General features: G+C 68.5%; 14 protein-coding genes. 9 read left to right on the forward strand and 5 right to left on the reverse strand.

What is annotated here, in order from left to right:
* Positions 1-180: 180 nt before the first annotated feature.
* Complete coding sequence (locus Cco03nite_RS23575) at positions 181-801, reverse strand: DUF4352 domain-containing protein (protein ID WP_203694364.1); 621 nt, start codon at positions 799-801, stop codon at positions 181-183.
* Positions 802-1,014: 213 nt separating this feature from the next.
* Between Cco03nite_RS23575 and Cco03nite_RS23580 the strand changes: the two genes are divergently transcribed.
* The 5 genes from Cco03nite_RS23580 (at position 1,015) to Cco03nite_RS23600 (ending at position 8,609) form a co-directional block, all read left to right on the forward strand.
* Entirely contained in the window at positions 1,015-2,784 is a 1,770-nt protein-coding gene (locus Cco03nite_RS23580) for an HsdM family class I SAM-dependent methyltransferase (protein ID WP_203694365.1), read from the forward strand.
* Positions 2,785-2,815: 31 nt separating this feature from the next.
* A complete protein-coding gene (locus tag Cco03nite_RS23585; RefSeq protein WP_239167601.1) occupies positions 2,816-3,913 on the forward strand; it encodes a serine/threonine-protein kinase in 1,098 nt (365 codons plus the stop codon).
* A 121-nt stretch (positions 3,914-4,034) separates the two neighbouring features.
* Complete coding sequence (locus tag Cco03nite_RS23590) at positions 4,035-6,185, forward strand: UvrD-helicase domain-containing protein (RefSeq protein WP_203694366.1); 2,151 nt, start codon at positions 4,035-4,037, stop codon at positions 6,183-6,185.
* Between the two features lie 44 nt (positions 6,186-6,229).
* The gene (locus Cco03nite_RS23595) at positions 6,230-7,645 is read left to right on the forward strand and encodes a serine/threonine-protein kinase (RefSeq protein WP_203694367.1); all 1,416 of its coding nucleotides are present in this window, start codon (positions 6,230-6,232) and stop codon (positions 7,643-7,645) included.
* A 115-nt stretch (positions 7,646-7,760) separates the two neighbouring features.
* The gene (locus tag Cco03nite_RS23600; RefSeq protein ID WP_203694368.1) at positions 7,761-8,609 is read left to right on the forward strand and encodes an SAM-dependent methyltransferase; all 849 of its coding nucleotides are present in this window, start codon (positions 7,761-7,763) and stop codon (positions 8,607-8,609) included.
* Here Cco03nite_RS23600 and Cco03nite_RS23605 read toward each other — a convergent pair.
* From Cco03nite_RS23605 to Cco03nite_RS23620, 4 genes are read right to left on the reverse strand one after another with little or no spacing between them, the layout of a single operon-like run.
* On the reverse strand, positions 8,598-8,903 hold the full coding sequence (locus Cco03nite_RS23605; RefSeq protein WP_203694369.1) for a YciI family protein: 306 nt from the start codon (positions 8,901-8,903) through the stop codon (positions 8,598-8,600). The genes Cco03nite_RS23600 and Cco03nite_RS23605 overlap by 12 nt on opposite strands.
* Positions 8,904-8,905: 2 nt before the next feature.
* Entirely contained in the window at positions 8,906-9,676 is a 771-nt protein-coding gene (locus tag Cco03nite_RS42495) for a pentapeptide repeat-containing protein (protein WP_239167602.1), read from the reverse strand.
* Positions 9,673-13,194, reverse strand: coding sequence for an nSTAND1 domain-containing NTPase (locus Cco03nite_RS23615; RefSeq protein WP_203694370.1), 3,522 nt, complete (start codon positions 13,192-13,194; stop codon positions 9,673-9,675). Before Cco03nite_RS23615 ends, Cco03nite_RS42495 begins: the two co-directional genes overlap by 4 nt.
* 4 nt (positions 13,195-13,198) lie before the next feature.
* Positions 13,199-14,755 carry a carbamoyltransferase C-terminal domain-containing protein gene (locus tag Cco03nite_RS23620; protein ID WP_203694371.1) on the reverse strand — a complete coding sequence of 519 codons (1,557 nt, stop codon included), beginning with the start codon at positions 14,753-14,755 and terminating at the stop codon, positions 13,199-13,201.
* Between the two features lie 430 nt (positions 14,756-15,185).
* On the opposite strand from Cco03nite_RS23620, the gene Cco03nite_RS23625 reads away from it, so the two are divergent.
* From Cco03nite_RS23625 to Cco03nite_RS23640, 4 genes are all read left to right on the forward strand, one after another.
* Entirely contained in the window at positions 15,186-16,601 is a 1,416-nt protein-coding gene (locus Cco03nite_RS23625; RefSeq protein WP_203694372.1) for a helix-turn-helix domain-containing protein, read from the forward strand.
* Entirely contained in the window at positions 16,598-17,521 is a 924-nt protein-coding gene (locus Cco03nite_RS23630; RefSeq protein WP_203694373.1) for an aminoglycoside phosphotransferase/kinase family protein, read from the forward strand. The genes Cco03nite_RS23625 and Cco03nite_RS23630 overlap by 4 nt, the downstream gene beginning before the upstream one ends.
* A gap of 281 nt (positions 17,522-17,802) precedes the next feature.
* Positions 17,803-18,126: a hypothetical protein gene (locus Cco03nite_RS23635; RefSeq protein WP_203694374.1), complete on the forward strand. Its 324-nt coding sequence runs from the start codon at positions 17,803-17,805 to the stop codon at positions 18,124-18,126.
* A gap of 111 nt (positions 18,127-18,237) precedes the next feature.
* A complete protein-coding gene (locus Cco03nite_RS23640) occupies positions 18,238-18,402 on the forward strand; it encodes an FxLD family lanthipeptide (RefSeq protein WP_203694375.1) in 165 nt (54 codons plus the stop codon).
* The last annotated feature ends 28 nt before the right edge of the window (positions 18,403-18,430 follow it).

The raw sequence follows: 18,430 nt of genomic DNA on the forward strand, positions 1-18,430 counted from the left end.
TAAGGGCATGGATAGGCGCGCAGTGAGACTCCATGGGCGCGGCTCCTTCGGCGGGCGACGGACGTAGCCGCAGACGCCGAGCGGTATGCGACTTTGCCGCACTCAGGGCAGACGACGGGCATGGCGATCCTCGGATGTCAGGGTGCGACCGGCCGGCATGGCGCCGGCCGGTCGGAAGCGTCAGAGGGCCCAGTAGGCGGCGGGCTTGTTCGAGTCGAGACCGATCCCGTCGATCTGAACGCGACCGCCGCTGATGGCGGCCTTCGGCACGTCGAAGACGATCTTCCCGGCGGTCTTCTGGCCCGTGGCGAGGTCGACCGCGTGCAGCTCGGGCTTGAACCCAATGGTGAACGCCTGCTCGAAGACGGTGCCGTCGACGGCCACGAACTTAAAGTTGAACGGATTCGCATGGTAGGTGCCCTGCTTGCAGACAACTGTCACGTCCAGCGCCAGAAAGATGCCCTTCTCGGGCTTGCTGCCGAACGAGCCCGGCTCCTTGGTGTGCTGCTTAGGGCCGGTGACGGCGACCTCGACTACCGTCTTGTCGCCCAGCAACTCGCTGGTGAGGGTGATGGTCTGGCCGACCTTGCCGATCGCCGTGGTCGGCTCCGGCGCGGCCTCGACGTTCGTGCCCTCGCTGCCGGAGACCGCGGAGGAGGTGTCGCCGGCGCCCGCGCCGCAGGCCAGCATCGTCAGGGTGGTGAGGGCGGCGGCGAATGCAACGGCGAAGTGCTTGCGATGCATGGAAACGGGTCCTCTCGAAATTTGTGCGAAGGGGACGTTCGGAGTCGGTTGGTCCATTGACCGCAACGGGCCGAGGTGAACTCCTGGCCGATCGTGATGGTCACGTGGGGCGATCACAGAGACGGCTGTTTCATCGTTGCCCTGCTTCCGCTCGGTGACGAGTGGCTACGCTAGAGCAGGCTGTGAAGTATGTCAACAGCATCTAGATGCGCAGTGTTTGTCAACAATCATGAGCAGCTGTTAGCCTGAGCCTCGACCTAGGAGGGCCTGATGGAGAGCACGGCAGAGGTCACCGCCGGCGACATTGCACGGCTCGCGGGCGTGGGTCGGGCCGCGGTGAGCAACTGGCGCAAGCGGTATGCCGACTTCCCGCAGCCCGTAGGCGGTACCACGGCCAGCCCGACGTTCCGGCTCGTTGAGGTCGAGAAATGGTTGACCTCCCATGATCGGATGCCTGAACAGTCCGGCGCAGAGCGGCTCTGGACTGCCTTGCAACATGGATCCGCTGATCCCGAACGCGATATCCCCGTGCTGGCTCGGGCGGTCATGAGTCCGCGGCGACCGAAAGCAGGCGGCGAACATCTCAAGGCGGCCTTGGCCGTCGCCGCCGAGATCGGCACCGAGGACGCTCTAGCCGCGCTTGTGGACCGATTCGTCGACATACGCGGCCGGCGTGGGTCTGTGGCCACTTCCGCCCAGGTTGCCGAACTGATTGCCGAAGTCGTCGAACCGGCGGGCAAGTCGGTGCTCGACCCTGCCTGCCGCACCGGTTCCCTGCTCGCCGCCGCCGCGACCCTTGGCGCTGCCCGACTGACAGGGCAGGACGGCGACCCGGACAACGTCACGATCGCCGGAGCCCGTCTTTTCCACTGCTCAGACGTCCGCGTCGATGTGCGTCCGGGCACGCTGCAGGAGGATGCGTTCCCAGACGCGGCCGCCGACGTGGTGATCAGCGATCCGCCCGGCGGCGGAAACTGGGGCTACGACGAACTCGCCGGAGACCTCCGATGGGAGTATTCGCTTCCACCCCGCAACGAGGGTGAACTCGCCTGGGTGCAACACGCGCTCGCCCGACTACGTCCGGGCGGCCGGGCCGCGCTCCTGCTGCCACCCGGTGTCGCCGAACGTCCGGCAGGACGTCGTGTGCGCCGCGAGCTGCTGAGGCGAGGCGCGTTGCGCGCGGTCATCACCTTGCCCGCTGGCGCCACCGCGCCGTTTAACACACGTCTTCATCTGTGGATGCTACGCCGTCCGGATCGGGATGATCGAGCGCGCGACGTGCTGCTGGTCGAGACCACCGGCGAGTGGGATGAAGCGGCGACGACGATCAAGGCTGCGGTTCGGGCACACGAGGCGGCCCGTCAGCTGCCCGAGGCCATGATCGGCCGGGCGGTCATCGTGGAGGCCGTCAAGCTGAGCAACGAGGACGTCGACCTGACGCCCGCCAGACACATTCCCGGCGGTCAGGCGTCACTCTCGGCGGATCTGATCCTGCAGCGTCGCGATGAGCTGGTTGATCTGCTCGGGAGACTCCCGGCGGTGGTGCCGCAAGCGGTCGCCGGCGACGGCGAGCCACCCGCCGCCGAGATAACCGTCAGCGAACTCGTCAAGAACGGCTTGGTGACGATCTTCACCGACCCCGAAATTCGCGTACGGACGAATGACGTGCTGGTGCCCGCGATCGGTTCCCGGCCACGCATCGACGTGGCCGGTTCCGCAGATGACGGACGTGTTCTGGGCCCGCAGTGTTTCCTGCTCAGAATGAAGCTCGGCTACGTGGACCCCTGGTGCTTCGCGGGATTCATGGCCTCGGACGCGAACCTCCGACGGATCACGTCCATGGGCTCCATACCCCGCGTCGACGTCCGTAAGGCGCACATGCCGAGGCTGCCCTTGGAGCGGCAGGTCGAGTACGGCGAGAGGTTTCGCAGGTTGCGCGAGTTCGCAGACCTCCTCCGTCTGGCGGCCGCGACCGGCGAAGAGGTCACGCAAATGGTCGCCGAGGGTCTGGTGGCCGGGACGCTCAGGGGCGAATTATGAGTGTTTCGTCGCTCAACGGGGAAGGGCGCAGGTGGAGGAACTGACGTCGGACGACCCGCGCCGGGTCGGCCGAAACGGTGACTACGAGCTGCTGGCACGGCTTGGCAACGGAGGTATGGGCCGGGTATACCTGGGCAGGTCGAGGACTGCCGAGCGGGTCGCCGTCAAGGTCATCCTGCCACACCTGGTCAGCGACCCCGACGTGCGGAAGCGGTTCGCGGCCGAGGTTGACAGCCTCAAACTGGCGCACGGCATCCGGGTGGCTCAGTACCGAGGTTCTGAGATCAACCAGCGGCAGCCGTGGCTTGCCGTCCAATACGTGCCGGGCCGTACGCTGCGTCAGCATGTCGAGGACAGAGGCGTGCTGCGGGCGCGGGTCGTCGCCGCGCTCGGCGCGATGCTCGCCGAGGGTCTGCTGACCATCCACGGCGCAGGGCTGCTGCACCGCGACCTGAAACCGGCCAACATCATGCTCGGCCCCGACGGCCCCTGCATCATCGATCTCGGGCTGGCGGTGCTGCAGGAGAGCGACTCACACCTGACGCAGACCGGCTTCGCCGTCGGCACCGCCGCGTACATGCCGCCGGAGCAGGCATGCGGTGAGAAGAACCTGACTGCCGCCGTGGATGTCTACGCCCTCGGCGCGACCCTGCTCTACGCCGCGACGCGGCACAACCCCTACCCGCCGTCGCACGCCGTGGTGCTCGCCAAGCGGATCACCGATCCGAACGACCACCCCGACCTGACCGGGCTGTCCGAGGAACTGCAGAGTGTCGTCGGCGCGATGCTCGCCTTCGACGCACAGGCGAGGCCCACGGCGCAGGAGGTGTGCACCGAGCTGACCGACATCGCCACTGCCGGCGGCGTGGACTTCGAGGTGGTCCGCCACGAGCTTGCGACAACGACCTATGCGCCGCAGGCGGCGGTACCGAACCCGCCCACGGATCTCGAGGATCCGATCATCGATGTGGGCTGGTCACTGGGGCCGACCGAGCTGATCAGCGACCCGCCGCCGACGAAACAAGAGGCCGCGAAGTCCGAGCCGAAGCCGGACCCGGCTCCTCGGGCGGACCTAACCGCGCTGGTGGCGCAGCTGCGCAGGCAGTACGCCCAGCGCCCGAACCCGTAGCGCGACTGTTCAGGTCGCCGACCGGGCATGGCGTACATGGCAGCCAGCTGATGGGCGCGTACCGCCGAGGAATGGGACGACATACGAGACCGCCGCGCTGATCGCGGCTTGGGGAGGACCGATGAGCGCGGGTGCCACGCTGCGTACGCTGGTCAGTGCCGAGAAAGAGATCATGAAGCTGTCGCGCACCGATAAGGGCGCGGTCTACGAGTTCCAGCACAAGTTCCGCCAGAACCCGAACAACCCGGGCCTGCACCTGAAACAGCTCAAGGGCGATCTGAAGCTATGGTCGGCACGGGTCAGCGCCGACATCCGGGCCATCATGCTACACATCGCCGATCACGAATATCTGCTGATCGATGTCAAGTCGCGGCAGGCGGTCTACGACGATCTCGACCGCTACAGCTACAAGGTCAACCGGATCACCGGCGGTATTGAGGTCATCGACCTGGAGCCCGTCGGCGACAGCATCATCGGGCGGCTCCTGCCGCCCGAGGCGGAGCCGCTGTTCGCGACGATTACCGATGCGCAGCTGCTGGAACTCGGCGTCGCCGAGCCGCTGCTCGCACACGTCAGAAGCGTGACCAACGACGAGGAGCTGCTGGCTCTGCTGGAGTTGGCGCCCCAGCTGACGACCGACGTGCTGCTGGCGCTTTACGACGGCAAGAGCTACGACCAGGTGCGTGCGCAGGTGACTGACCCTGTCCGCGCCGAGGACCAGGTCGATCCCGACGACCTTCTCGCCGCGCTTACCCGACCGGCGACACAAGTCACCTCCGCCGACGAGGCGCTGCAGGCGATGCTCGGCGAGTCGTTCGACCGCTGGCAGATCTTCCTGCACCCGACCCAGCGGAGGCTGGTGGAGCGGCCCACCACCGGCGCCACCCAGGTCGGCGGCGGACCAGGCACCGGCAAGACCATTGTCGCATTGCACCGGGTGGCGCACCTGGCCGCGATGCTCAAGCCGGGCACGGACAAGCCGATCCTGCTGACCACGTTCAGTCGCAACCTCGCCGCCGACCTGCGGACCAGGCTCATCGCGCTCGGTGGGCAGGAACTGCTGGCGCGGGTCGACATCGTCAACATCGACAAGCTGGCCAACCAGGTCGTCACCGAATACAAGGCAGGCTACGGTAACCAGGTCGTTGATGACAATCAGGCGGTCGACCACTGGCGCACATTCCTGGCTGAGATCGGCGAGAAGAAGTGGGAAGCCGAATTCCTCAACGCCGAGTGGGTCCACGTCATCCTCGGTCAGGTCCTCAACTCGCGGAACGACTACTTCACGGCGCGACGTCCGGCGCGCGGCCGTCCGATCGTCCGGGAGGAGCGCGACGAGATCTGGAGGCTGACCGAGCGGTTCACCGCCTGGCTGGACAAGCAACGCGTGTGGACGTGGCGGCAGATAGCAGCGGAGGCGGCCAGGCTGGAGATGGAGCGGGCCAAGCGGATCGAGGCCGGCGCCGATCCGACGGTGCGACACCGCTACCGCCACGTCGTCGTCGACGAGGCGCAGGACCTCAGCGCTGCGCATTGGAAGATGCTGCGAGCAATGGTGGCCGTCGGCTCGGACGATATGTTCCTGGTCGGCGACACCCACCAGCGCATCTACGACAACCACGTGACGCTGTCCAACCTGGGCATCGACATCCGCGGCCGCTCGGCACGACTCACGCTGAGCTACCGCACCACGCGCGAGATCCTCGCTGTGGCTCTGGAGATGATGACCGGCGAGGTGTACGACGATCTTGACGGGGGCGAAGACGGCCTGGCCGGTTATCGATCGCTGCTGCGTGGCGGGCGCCCCGTGTTCCAGGGAGCAGGCACGTGGGCGCAGGAGATGGCGATGATCGCGGCACAGCTGCGGGTCTGGGGCAACCCGGTGGACGGTTCGGTCGCGATCTGCGTGCCCACCCGTGACCTCGTTGCCGAGGTGACGGCGAAGCTGCAGGACGACGGTGTGCAGGTGATCGAGATCGGGCCTGACGGTCCCAATGGCGGCGAAGGCGTGCACGTCGGCACGATGCATCGTTTCAAGGGCCTCGAGTATCAACGCATGATCATCGCTGGTGTCGGCGACGGACTCGTGCCGCGACAGATGATTAATCAATACCGCGACGTGGAGCCGAAGCGATACCAGCGTGAGCGCCAGCGCGACCGGTCGCTGCTGTTTGTCGCCGCGACCCGGGCCCGCGACGAGCTCGCCGTGTTCTGGCACGGCACTCCCAGCCCGTTCCTGACCCACCGGCTGGTACGGCAACAGGCAGCGTGACCCGGCACAATGGGCTCTGGTCCAACCACGGAACGGAGCCCATCGTGACCTCGCCCGCGCTTATCGCCGACCGCTACGAGCTGATCGACGATCCGTTCCGGGGCAGCATGGGCGAGGTCTTCCGGGCCTACGACACACGCCTTGACCGGGAGGTCGCCGTCAAGGTGATCCATCGCGACCTGCTCGGCGGCGACCTGGAAACCGAACTGGTGCGGCGTTTCCGGCGGGAGGCCCGGCTTACTGCGAAGGCGGCACACCCCGGGGTGCCCGAGATCTTCGATATCGGCGTCGACCAGAACCGCCACTACGTGGTGATGGAGCTCGTCCAAGGCGCCACTTTGCGCGACCTGCTCAACGAGGTGCAGCCGCTGCCTGACGGCTGGGCGGCGTTCATCGCCGCGCAGATCAGTGCTGTGTTGGCCTGCACGCATGCCGTGGCGCTCATCCATCGTGACCTCAAGCCGGACAATGTCATGCTCTGCGTCGACGGAACGGTGAAGGTCATCGACTTCGGCGTGGCGATCCTGGCGGACATGAACCCGTCGTCGCGGTTGACGCCGCCCGGCGCGACGGCAGGCGACGCCCGTTACCAGGCCCCGGAGCGGTTCCTGGGTCTCGCGACGCCACAAAGCGACCTCTTCTCACTCGGCCGCGTAATCCAGGACATGCTCCGAGATGATCCTTCCGCGCCCGACGCACTTGTCGCATTGAGCGAGCAGTTGGTGCAGGTGTCACCTGAACAGCGGCCCGTGAACGCGACCGAGGTCTTCGGCAGGCTGAAGCCGTTGCTGGGTCGACTTGCCTCGCTTCCAGGGTTCGTCACTTCGGGCCGACCGGATGCCCTGCGGATGTACGACGAGACATTGCGGCTCCTGCCGGCCCCACTCGGCGAGCGATGCGCCCCAGTCCACGCCTCGTATGAGGTGTTGACACCGCGCCAAGCTCGTGCCCGTGCGGAGGTGTACGCGGCCGACGGAAGGTTCAACCTGGCCGTCCGCCTCCTTGACGATGCTATCGCTGCAGCCGACCCCGCCGACCGCATCGTGACCGACCTGCGGCGCGACCTCGCAGCCGTGCTTGTCGACGCAGGCGATGCCAGGCGCGCGGTTGACGCCTGTGCGGTTGCGGTCAAGGCCCTCGCGGGCAGGGTCGCTCCGACCCACCCGGCGCTGTCGTCCCTGCGCCTGTCCATGGCACGTGGCCACGCTGTCCTGGGTGAGCTGCGCCAAGCTAGGGACGTGTACGAGTCGCTCATCGACGACTTCGTCACCGCAGGCGGGTCAACATCAGCCGAGCATGTTGTTGCGGTTTGCGAACTCGCCGCTCTGTTGGCGATCCAAGGCGATGCTGGGCACGCCGAGGACCTACTGGTCAAGGTCCTTGATGTGCCGCCTGTGCCATCTTGCGTCGGTCGGGTGAGGGAGCTGCTGGCAGCCGTGCGACAAACCCGGCATCCGTGAACACCAAGCCGCTCAAGGCTGGTGCGTCAGGGCCTGGTCCGGTGATGTGCGAGACGCCTCCAGGGCTCCCCGCGCACACGGGGTGATCGCTCGGCCGTCAGGCTACATTCGATGTATGGATGACGGCTTGGACCCGCTTGCCCGCACAGCGCTGTGGACGGCGTCGATGCGAGCGCGCGAACATGCCCGCTCGGACCGGCTCTTCGACGAGCCGCTGGCTAACCTGCTGGCCACCGAGGACGGCCCGAAGATCATGCGTGGCTTCGAAGGTGAGGTGCAGCGCGGCGTCGAGGACCCCGCGCTGGCCGTGCGGACCCGGTTCTTCGACGATGCGATGATCGACGCCGCGCGCAGCGGGGTGCGGCAGTTCGTCCTGGTAGCGGCCGGCATGGACACTCGTGGGTATCGGCTGGCGTGGCCGGAGTCGACGGTGCTGTTCGAGCTGGACCGGCCGGCGCTGCTGGAGCTGAAGGCGTCACTGCTCGCCGACGCAGCCGCGACGCCCGCCTGCACCATCCGGCCGTTAGGCGTCGACCTACTCGGCGACTGGACAACGCCGTTGGCCGCGGCCGGATTCCGTCATTCGGAGCCGACGCTTTGGCTGGTCGAAGGCCTGTTCTACTTCCTGTCTGCTCATGAACGCGACACCCTCCTCAAGGAGATCACGACCCTGTCCGCGACCGCCAGCCGCCTCCTCGCCGACTACGTCACCCAGACGTCTCTGGACGGCACCGGGATGCAGGTATGGCGGGAGAAGATGGCTGCCAGCGGGCACCCGTGGAAGTCCGGCTGTGACGATCCAGAGGGCCTGCTGGACGCGCAGGGCTGGCGTGCTCGCGTGTCGGCATACGGTTCGCCGGAGGCCGACTACGGCCGCTGGGCGCACGCGGTGATCGAGCCGGGGGTGACGGCTACCCGCGGCCGTTATCTGATCAGCGCCGTTCTCGACGGCTCAGCGGTGTAGCCCGACGAACGACGGTCCGACCCGGAACGGCTGAATGTCGATCTCGCGCCACACGTCACCTAGAACGTACGGCTCGATCTTCAACCAAGCACCGACGTCCTCGCGGCTCGGGAAGTCGAGGACGAGGACGGAGCCGGTCATCTGTCCGGCCTCGTCGAGCATGGCACCGCCGTAGAGCATGTTGCCGCTGGCGACGAGCTGGTCGCCGAGCGCGATGTGGGCATCTCTGGCGGCCAGTCGCCGTGCCAGCGCGCCGTCGTCCTTGCCGTCGTGGGCGATCAGCAGGAACTGCATGGTCAGGTCTCCTCTTGCGCGTCGTCGGACGTGGGCGGGGTGAAGCCTGACGGCCATCTGGTCGACGCATCCCAGCGTATGGCCGACAGGCGGGCTCGCGCGAGGCGGCAGTCCGTGAGGTCCGCGCCTCTCAGGTCGGCTCGGTCGAGGTTCGCACCGGTCAGGTCGGTGCGGGTGAGGTCGGCTCCGATCAGGCTTGCCGCGCTGAGGTCGGCCAGGGCCGCGTCGGCGTTGGTCAGCCGGGCCTGCTGGAGGTTGGCCTTCGACAGGTCGGCCATCTCAAGGTTGGCCCTGTCCAGTGTGGCGTCGGTCAGGTTGGCGCCGGTCAGTCTGGCGCCGGAGAGGTTGGTGCCGGTCAGGTCCGCTCCGGCGCAGGCGGCGCCTGGCATTACGGCGCGTTCGAGCCGTGCCCCGGCGAGGTCCGCTCCGCTGAGCTGGGCGTCGGCGAGCGTGCCGTCGTGCAGCCACCCCTGGACCTCGAGTTCGAGCACGGCCCGGTTGGTGAGCCCGCGGTCGGTACTGGCCATCTCACGCACGAGCTGGCGACGCAGGCGCTGGTTCTCCCGGCGGGCGGCGAAGCGGTCGACGAGCAGGATGATGATCGCCATCCCGACCAGTTCCGACCCGAGGTTGGCGTACAGGTCGTCGAGTAGGGCGGCGGGGTTCCAGCCGTGCTCGTGGAGGTGCCCTCCGATGATGACGCCGACGCCGAGCAGCATGATGGCCGCGCCGAACGCCGTGGCGGGTAGCAGGCCGGTGCGGCGGGGCTTCATCGGCCGGTCCAGGGCAGCGGCTGCAGGTCGCCGGGCTGCCAGGTCGGGTCGACCTCGGGCACCGTGAGGGCGAGCCGGAAGGTGATGTAGTAGTTCCGGTTGGGTGGGATGTGCGCGTTGCGGCAGGCTGATCGGGCGTATCGGGCGCCGAGGTTCCAGCAGCCTCCGCGCAGTACCTTGCGGTCGCCGGTGGCCGGCCCGACCGGGTCGACGACCGGCTGGTCGGTGTAGGGGCCGTACCAGTCGAGGCACCACTCCCAGCACTGGCCGTGGATGTTGAACAGCCCGGCGGGGTTCGGGCGGAGGATCCCCGCCTCGTGTGTCTTGAGGCCGGAGTTGTCGGCGAACCAGCCGTGCCGGTCGAGCAGGGTCCGGTCGCTGCCGAAGCTGTAGGCGGTGGTGGTGCCCGCGCGGCAGGCGTACTCCCACTCCGCCTCGGTTGGCAGGCGTAGTGGCGCGTTCAACATCGCGCGCATGTCCGTCTCCTGGAGGCCTTGCTGGACCCGCGGCTGGTTGAGCGCATCCCCGACGGCGTCGTAGGTCTGCTCGCGCCCGGTGAGCCGTGAGCCGAGCCAGTCGGCGTAGAGCAGTGCTTCGTGCCAGGTCGGGGCGACGACGGGCTCGTGTCCGAGTGGGCTCCACTCGTCGATGTTCGGCAGGCCGCGTATGCCGGTGGCTGCCATGAAGTCCTCGAACTCGGCGCGGGTGACCTCGCGGTCGCACATGGCAAACGAGCGTGTGATGGTGGTGTCCTGGCGTGGCGATTCGTAGTCGCTGCGTTCGGCTTCGATGCCGGGCGAGCCCATGAGGAACCGTCCGGGCCGGAACACCACGAACCTGAGCGGGCCTCGGGGCGTGGTCACGGTGAACCAGCGGCGCCGGCCCGTGGGGTCGTACGCGGCAGGGAGCTCCTGTGTGGGCAGTGCCCAGCGGCGACGCAGCCAGGTCGCGGCGGCTCGTACTCCAGGGTCGTCGGTCGCGAGGTGCTGCTGCGAAAGCGCGTCGATGCGGCTGGTGAGACGGTCGGCGTCGGGATGTGAGGCGTACTCGCCCAGTGCCAGCAACAGGCCGTAACGGGACGCCTGGTCGACCGCACCGCTCGCGTGGTCGAGCAGGAGTTCGGGCGGCACGAGGCGGGTGGCGGCGCTGAACGTGAACTGGGTGAGCAGCTCAGTGTCGCCGCTGGTCGTCAGGACCTCGTCGAAGTCGGGTCGCACGCCCAGGCGCAGCAGGGTGCTCAGGGCCGCCGCACGGCGGCGGCCAAGCCGTACCCGGTCGACCTCTGCTGCTTCGTTGTCGGGCTCGGTGTGGGCGATGACCTTGAGTACTCGTACCGCGTCGTCGGTGACGGCCGTCGCGAGCGCCTCGAAGATCGCCTCGTAGTTCTGCGGCATGGCGTCGGCGGCCATCCGCGCCAGTAGTTCGGGCTGGTCGGCCGCTAGATCGAGCAGCACCACCGCTCGGGTCTCCCGGTTGGCGGCGCGTAGCTCGGACTCGTCGGCAAAGAGCGTGAACAGCGGCTCCAGCAGGTGGAGCCGGACGGGCCGCAGCGCGTCGACGTAGGTGCGCAGGTGCAGCTGGTTCTGGCGGACGAGTTCGGCGGCGACGGTCGCGGCGATGTCGTGCCAGCGGGTGTCGTCGGGGTCGCCGGCGGCGAGCAGTACGGAGTTCGCCAGCAGCGGGGCCGACGCAGGGTGGGCGGCTTGCCAGAGGTGTTCAGTCATCAGGTCCCGGTGCGGGCCGACGGCGTCCCGTACGGCGATGAGTTCGTCCGGCCAGAGCTGGTTGAGATCGCCGAGTAGGAGCTTGGCCTGCTCGCGGTCGGCGGTTAGCAGCGCGAGCCGTAGCCGCCAGCGCTGGCGGATCGCGGCGGTGTCGAGACGGCCGCGCAGTTGTGCGCGCAGCTGCGGATCAGCGTCGGCGAAGGTCGCCGCGAGCTGCGGCACGTCCCTGGGCAACACGGTGACCAGCTGTTCGACGCGTGCGAGGGCTTGGCGCTGCTCTTCGGCGCGGGCCTGGGCGATGCTCGTGTCGAGGTAGCCGAGCAGGTCGGGTGCGATCGATTCGCGGCCTTTGAGGGTGAGCCATCGGTGCGCTTCGTCGAGGATGCCGCCGCGCAGCACGGCGGCGTCCTGGTCCGGGGCTCGCCGCCATTCGGATGCCCACTGCCGGGTGCGTTGCTGCCAGAGCAGGAACTGCCTGTCTTCCACGAGCCAGCCGCGCAGCCGCTGCCATGACCGGATGATCGCCTCGTGCGCGAGTTCCACCGTCGGTCCTGATCCGGCGTCGGCGTCGGTGACGACAAGCCTGGCGTCGGCCAGCGCCCGGACCACGGTGTCGACGCCGGGTAGCGCCGTCACCTCTGCCAGCGGAGTTCGGCGGCGTGCGTCGTTGCCGTCCTCCTCGGGCCGCGATACCTGCACGAGCCGCACGAACAGCTGCCGGGCGGCGTACTGCTGCTCGGGCGACAGCGACGTGTAGACCTCTTCGGCCCGCGCGGTGATCGACCCGGCCAGCCGCCCGATCTGCTCGTACGCGGCGATAGTGAGCGTGGACCCGGCGCGGCGCTCCCACAGCCGTGTCAGGGCGAACTCCACCAGCGGAAGGTTGCCCGGCTCCAGGCCGGCGTCGTCGAGGATCTGCTCGGTCAGGCCCTGCTCCAGGGTGAGCCCTGCCGCTCGGGCCGGTTCGGTGACCGCCTGCAGAAGCTCGATCCGGTTCATCGGCGGCAGGTGAACGACGTGGTCCTGCAGGACGTCGGAGAAGGCGCGGTGGGCGACGAGCCGCCCGTAGAAGTCGCCGCGAAACGTCAGCACGAGCTTCACGTCGCCTGCCTGCACGATGGCGACGAGATCGTCGAGGAACCGCACCGGCGCGCTGTCGTCGGCGCTGTGCGTGAACACCTCCTCGAACTGGTCGACGACCACCAGCAGCCGCTGCCCGCTGCCAAACAGGCGCCGCCCGACCGCCTCCATCACGCTCGACGCACCCGGGCTGATCGCCTCCACCAGTGCCAGCTGGGGGTCGGTGCCAGGCCGCGTCACCGCGACATCCCAGTGACCTGCCGCACGGAGCCGAGGCAGGACTCCGGCGAGCACAACCGAGGACTTCCCGCTGCCGGACGCACCGACGACCGCCACCAGCGGGCCCGCCTCCAGCCGCCTCAGGATCCGGCGCACGGCGGTGCCACGGCCGAAGAACAGCGCCGCGTCCTCCTCCCGGAAGGCGAACAGGCCCCGGTACGGGCATGGTGTTCCGTCGCCCGTTCCGGTTCCTCCGGCACCCATGCCAGGCGCGCGGTACAGGCGCCAGATGAGTTCGGCGTTCGCCGAGTCGAGCCGGAGAGCGGCGATCACGCTGGTGAGGTACTGGGCGCTCGGAGCCCGCTCGCCGCGTTCGATGTTGCTGACGCCTGATTCGTGGAACCCGACGCGCAGCGCCAGGTCCCGCTGTGACAGGCGGGCCTCCAGGCGCAGCCTGCGCAGCAGTTCGCCCAGGTCCGGCATGTCCGGGCTCATCGCGTCACCTGCCGGCCCGGACGAACAGGCGCTCGCCGGCGACGAAGCCGTCCAGGCCGCGGTCGACGGCGAGCTCGACCAGGTCGCTGGTCCGGTTGACGAACCCCTTGCCGGGGAAGTTCAGCGACGTGTTGCAGAGCACGCCGACTCCGGTGCGCCGCGCGAAGGCGCCGAGGGTGTCGTAGAGCAGCGGGTTGTCGCCGCGGCGAACGGTCTGCACCCTGGCGGTGCCGTCGGCGTGCGTCACCGCGCCCAGCCGCGAGTCGGTCACCTGCTGGAAGTAGAGCATGTATGGGCTCGGGCCGGTCCAGTCGAAGTACCGGCTCACGTCCTCCTCCCGGCACACCGGAGCCACCGGGCGGTACCCCTCGCGGAACTTAATCTTGTTGAGCCGGTCTCTGGTCTCCTGCCGAAACGGTGCCGCCAGCAGCGAGCGGTTGCCCAGGGCCCGCGGCCCAATCTCGGCGAGGCCCTGCCCGACCGCAATGATCCGGTCGTCGGCAAGCAGCCCGGCGAGGGTGTCGGCGTCCAGGGGCAGTTCCGTGAACATGTCCGATACGACGGCGTCTTCGTCGAAGTCCTGTCCGGCGTACACGCTCCAGGTGATCTTCGCGGAACCGGTGAAGTGCCGTTGGGCGTCCACGGCGGTGCCGATCGCCGAGCCGGTGTCGTTGGGGCAGGGTGGCACGAACACGTCGTCGAACAGGCCGCATTCGCGCCAGCGGGTGTTCCAGTCGCAGTTCAGGCCGCAGCCGCCGGCGATCAGCAGCGGATACCCCTTGGTCAGCGTGCGGGTCGCCACCGCGAAGAAGCGGTCGAAGATCGCGGCGGAGTGGTGTGCCGCGAGGTTCTTCAACGCCTGCGACTCCACGCCGATGTCGTGGAACGGCGAGTCCGCCAGCTCTTCCTTGGGGCTGGTGAGCAGTATCGAGCGGCGCGACAGCACCCACTCGATCACCTCGCGGCCGGCGTCATCGAGCCCCGAACCGTCGGCATAGCCTGCCAGCGCCATGAGCTTGCCTGCGTTGGAGAACCGGAACCCGCCATTGACCGACGGCGCGCTCGGATCGGCCAGCGCGAAGATGTACTGGTACTTGTTACCCGGGTCCTCCATGACCTCCGCGACGCGTGTGATCGCCAGGTCCGGCGAGATCTCGTAGAAGGATCCGATGTTGCCCTCCCAGATGAGGGCGTAGCAGGGCTCACCCTGGGGGTAGGGCGACATGCCGTATGCCGACAGCAGGTGCGAGCGCTCGTGCGTCGAGGAGAAGACCTGCACGTCGTGGCCGAAGAAGCGGCTTCGCTCGACCTGGGTGTGTGAGCCGTCCCAGCCGAAGTAGCCGGCGCCGAGGCGGCGGTCGGCGGAGTGGAAGCCTTTGGCCCAGCCGCTGACGCACACCACGTCGGGCAGTTGGTCCGTGCTGGCCGCGGCTTCGAGTAGCAGGCTTGGCGTCACGTCGGCATAGCGGTCGAACGAGTCCTTCTCCGCCTCCAGGGAATATGCGAGAACGCCGTCCGCCAGCAGGGCGATGGTGCCGTCGTGGCCGGGCTTGAACGACATGATCCGCACGTTCCGCCCCCCGCCCCACGGAGATCACACCGAGTCGAGTCCAAATTACTCAGTGCGAACAAAGGCAGTCAACCGACTTCGATGTCGCCGATAAGTCGAGGTTGTTGGGGCGGCGATGGATGGGCTGGGCGAGACGGGTGCGATCGTCTGCCCAGCCCGACGCCCACCGCCGCTGCCTGTTCGCGAACGTCGGCGAGGTCATGGCTCCATTCAGCGTGATCGGGCGGCATACAGTCGAGCTGGTCGATGTAGACAGCGTGGTTGTCTACATGCCGTGTCGTACGCTGACCGGTGAGCCGGTACCCGCCTACGCTGGCCGGGCGGGGTCCACTTGATCGGTTCCGGACACGCTGGTAGATCGATCAGTGCAGTGAGGATGAGCTGTGCCGACCAGGGACGGCCACGCGGACCGGAGGCGATCATGGCGCAGGCGGAGCGGGAACTGACGCCGTACACCTCGCCCTCGCACTACTTCGGCGCGGAGCTTCGCCACTGGCGCCGAATGCGCGGCCTCTCCCAAGCCCAGCTCGGCGGCCAGGTCTTCTGCAGCGGCCACCTCATCGGGCGAATCGAGAAGGCCGAACGGCGTGCCACGCCCGATCTCGTAGCGCGGCTCGACACGGTTCTGGGCACCGGTGGCGCGCTCGCGCGCCTGCTGCCGACCGCCGAACCTCGCCCAGCGGCACCTACGGACATCGCCAGCGCAGATGCCGACGATCCAGGTGTCCCAGAGGAAGGCCTTGGCTGGTGCGCCACTCCAGCGGCTACGGTTGCCTCGGTAACCGGGCTGTGGAGGGCGGACATGAGACGGCGCAGCGTGATCGGCTCCGCCTGGCTCGCCTTCGCGCTCGCCGAGCCGGTCGGGCGGTGGCTGCTCGATCCGGTTGACGTTGACGTGCAGAGCGCCGGTGGACGCCGTGTCGGCCAGACCGACGTCGATGCGCTATGGACGATGTGCGGTTCCTTCGCCGACGCCGACCGTCAGCTCGGCGGAGGCTATGCGCGCGGCACCCTCATCCACTTCGCCGACCAGGTGATGGCCCCGCTGCTGGAGGGCGCCTTCACGGAGTCCGTGGGCAGGAGGTTGTTCGCTGCGGCGGCGCGGCTGTGCGACATCGCCGGCTTCATGTGCTTCGACTCGGGTCACCAAGGGCTGGGGCAGCGCTATCTCATCCAGTCGCTGAGGATGGCGAAGATCAGCGGCGATGTGGCCCTCGGTGCGCACATCCTCGTCGACATGGCGATGCAGGCCCACCATCTGCGCCAGCCGCACCAGGCTGTGGCGTTGAGCGAGGCCGGTGTCACCACCGCCCGGCGGTCCGGGTCGGCATCGACGCTGGCCCGGTGCCATGCCATGCACTCGCGCGCTCTAGCGTCGCAAGGCGATGCCAGAGGCAGCGACGAGGCGCTGAACCGTGCCGAGCGGGCGCTCGATCATGCGGCTCCGGACGACGAGCCGGTGTGGATCAGGTTCTTCACAGCCCAGCAGCTCGCGGCCGAGTCGATGTACGCTGCAGCGGATCTGGGACGCGGCGAGCACGTCCGCCGGCACGCGGCCACGGCCCTCGGCGCGGTCGGCAGCATGCAGCGCCGCCACGTTCTTGCCACGGCCACGCTCGCCGGCTCGTACCTGTCGGTGCCGGGCGGGCGCGGTGAGGCCGACGTCGACCAGGCGTGCCGGGTCCTCGATGACGTCCTGCCCACTGTCGGCAGCCTGACCAGCGTTCGCGCACTGACGGCCGTCAACGACATACGCATCCGGCTCGCGCCGTACGCCGCGCGGCCCTCGGTCCAGCGGCTGGAGCAGGCCCTGCGCCACGGCGCGGCAACCGCGTGAGCCTGCCCGCCCACGCCGTGCCGCCGTTGGACCCCGAGGCGGCGATGCTGTCGGCCTGCCGTGACGCGGGTCTGGACGCGAGCGGCGCTCGGCTGCTGCACCACTACTCGAACGCCATCTTCTACCTTCCCGCCGAGGACGCGGTGGCCCGCGTCACCAGCGGCGCGGGCTCACATGACCGGGTGCGGCTCACACACGACCTGGCCAGGTGGCTCGTGGATGACTGCCGTTTCCCGGCGACCCGGCCGCTACCAGGCGTCGACATCATCGACGTCGCCGACGACACCGTGGTCAGCTTCTGGCTTTTCTACCGGCAGCCGGAACAGCCGGCTCCGCTGACGTCTGCCCACCTGGCCGCGCTCCTGCGCGAGTTGCACCGGCTCGAGTCTCCGCCGATGGCGCTGCCGACCTGGGAACCGCTGGTGTCGTTGCACGACACGTTGCACGACCCGAACCTGTCGAGGTGCCTGCCCGAACACGAGCATGGATGGCTGCTCGAACGGGTCGCGGCGATACGCGAACAGCTGCGCGGCATCGACTGGCCGCTCGGTGTCGGCCTGATCCACGGCGACGCGTGGGCAGGCAACCTACTGCACGCCGAAGTCGGTCCCGCACCGGTCATCCTGGGCGACTGGGACTGGGCCAGCACGGGTCCGCGGGAGGTCGACCTCATCCCCACCTGGCACGCAGCCGCGCGCTACGGCAAAGGCGCGAACTGGGTGGACGAGTTCCGTGCCGTCTACGGATACGACCTCGCCGACTGGGATGGCTTCCCCACGTTGATGGCCATGCGCGACCTCGTGCAGCTGACCGGCCCCATGCGCCGCGCCTCAGACTCGCCCAGACACGCCGCCGCTCTCCGGCAACGGCTCGATGCACTTCTCGCCGGGGACACGATGTCCCCGTGGATCGCGTTGTAGGCGAAGACCGCCACTTCTCGACCCTGATCAGGCACGGCGACGTGCGGCCATGCTGACAACGCCGCTGTCAGCATGGCACCTATCGATTCCGATCTTCCCGTGCTGCTCAATGGGATCCGGGACGCCGACACGACGGCCGGAACCATCCGGTGCGGTCGGCTCTCACAGATGACCCGCCAAGGCCAGACCCAGGCGTGATGCGCCGCAGTCCGGCTGCCAGCCGACAACTGCCCGCGCACCGTGCAGACCACCGCCAGGGAGATGAGATACGCATGAAGCACATGGAGCCCCCGATCGCCGGGGCCGACAACGTTCTCGGTAAACCCGCCGAGCGGGGCTGCGCACACCACAGTCTGCTCGCCGCGTTTCCAGCGCGCAGCGTGCTGAGCGAGCCGCATCCGGCTCGCGGCGTGGCCAAGGTCGGTGTGGTCGTCGGTCGGCGCAGTCGTCAGCCGGTGCCGGACCTTCCGCCGATCATGCCGGTGGTCCAGGTCTCCGACGAGCACGGCGTCATCCGCGACCAGACGGCGGGTGCGCACGAGCTCGCTTACCTGCTCCACCGGATGACCACCGGCGACTGGCACGCGGCCGCAACGCGGCAGTGAAGCGCGCCGGCACGGCAAGGCTCCGCCCATCCGGGCGGACGCGATGGCTCAGGCCATCAGCACCATCCCCGAGCCACCGCGGTTCGGGGACGTCACGAGAGGGAGAACAAGGTGTCCAACGCGACTCCGACGCTCCAGGCGCGCACGGACCAGGCCGATGAGTTCGACCTGGACGTGCGCCTGGTGGAGAAGAGCGACAACTACGCCGGGCTGATCGCCACGACCGACGACGGCTGCGGCAGCACCTGCGGCGCCTGCACCACCAACGCCGCCTGACGGCGTACCCCTCGGCCCGGTCGGCGCC

The sequence above is a fragment of the Catellatospora coxensis genome (assembly GCF_016862635.1).
Taxonomy (GTDB): domain Bacteria; phylum Actinomycetota; class Actinomycetes; order Mycobacteriales; family Micromonosporaceae; genus Catellatospora; species Catellatospora coxensis.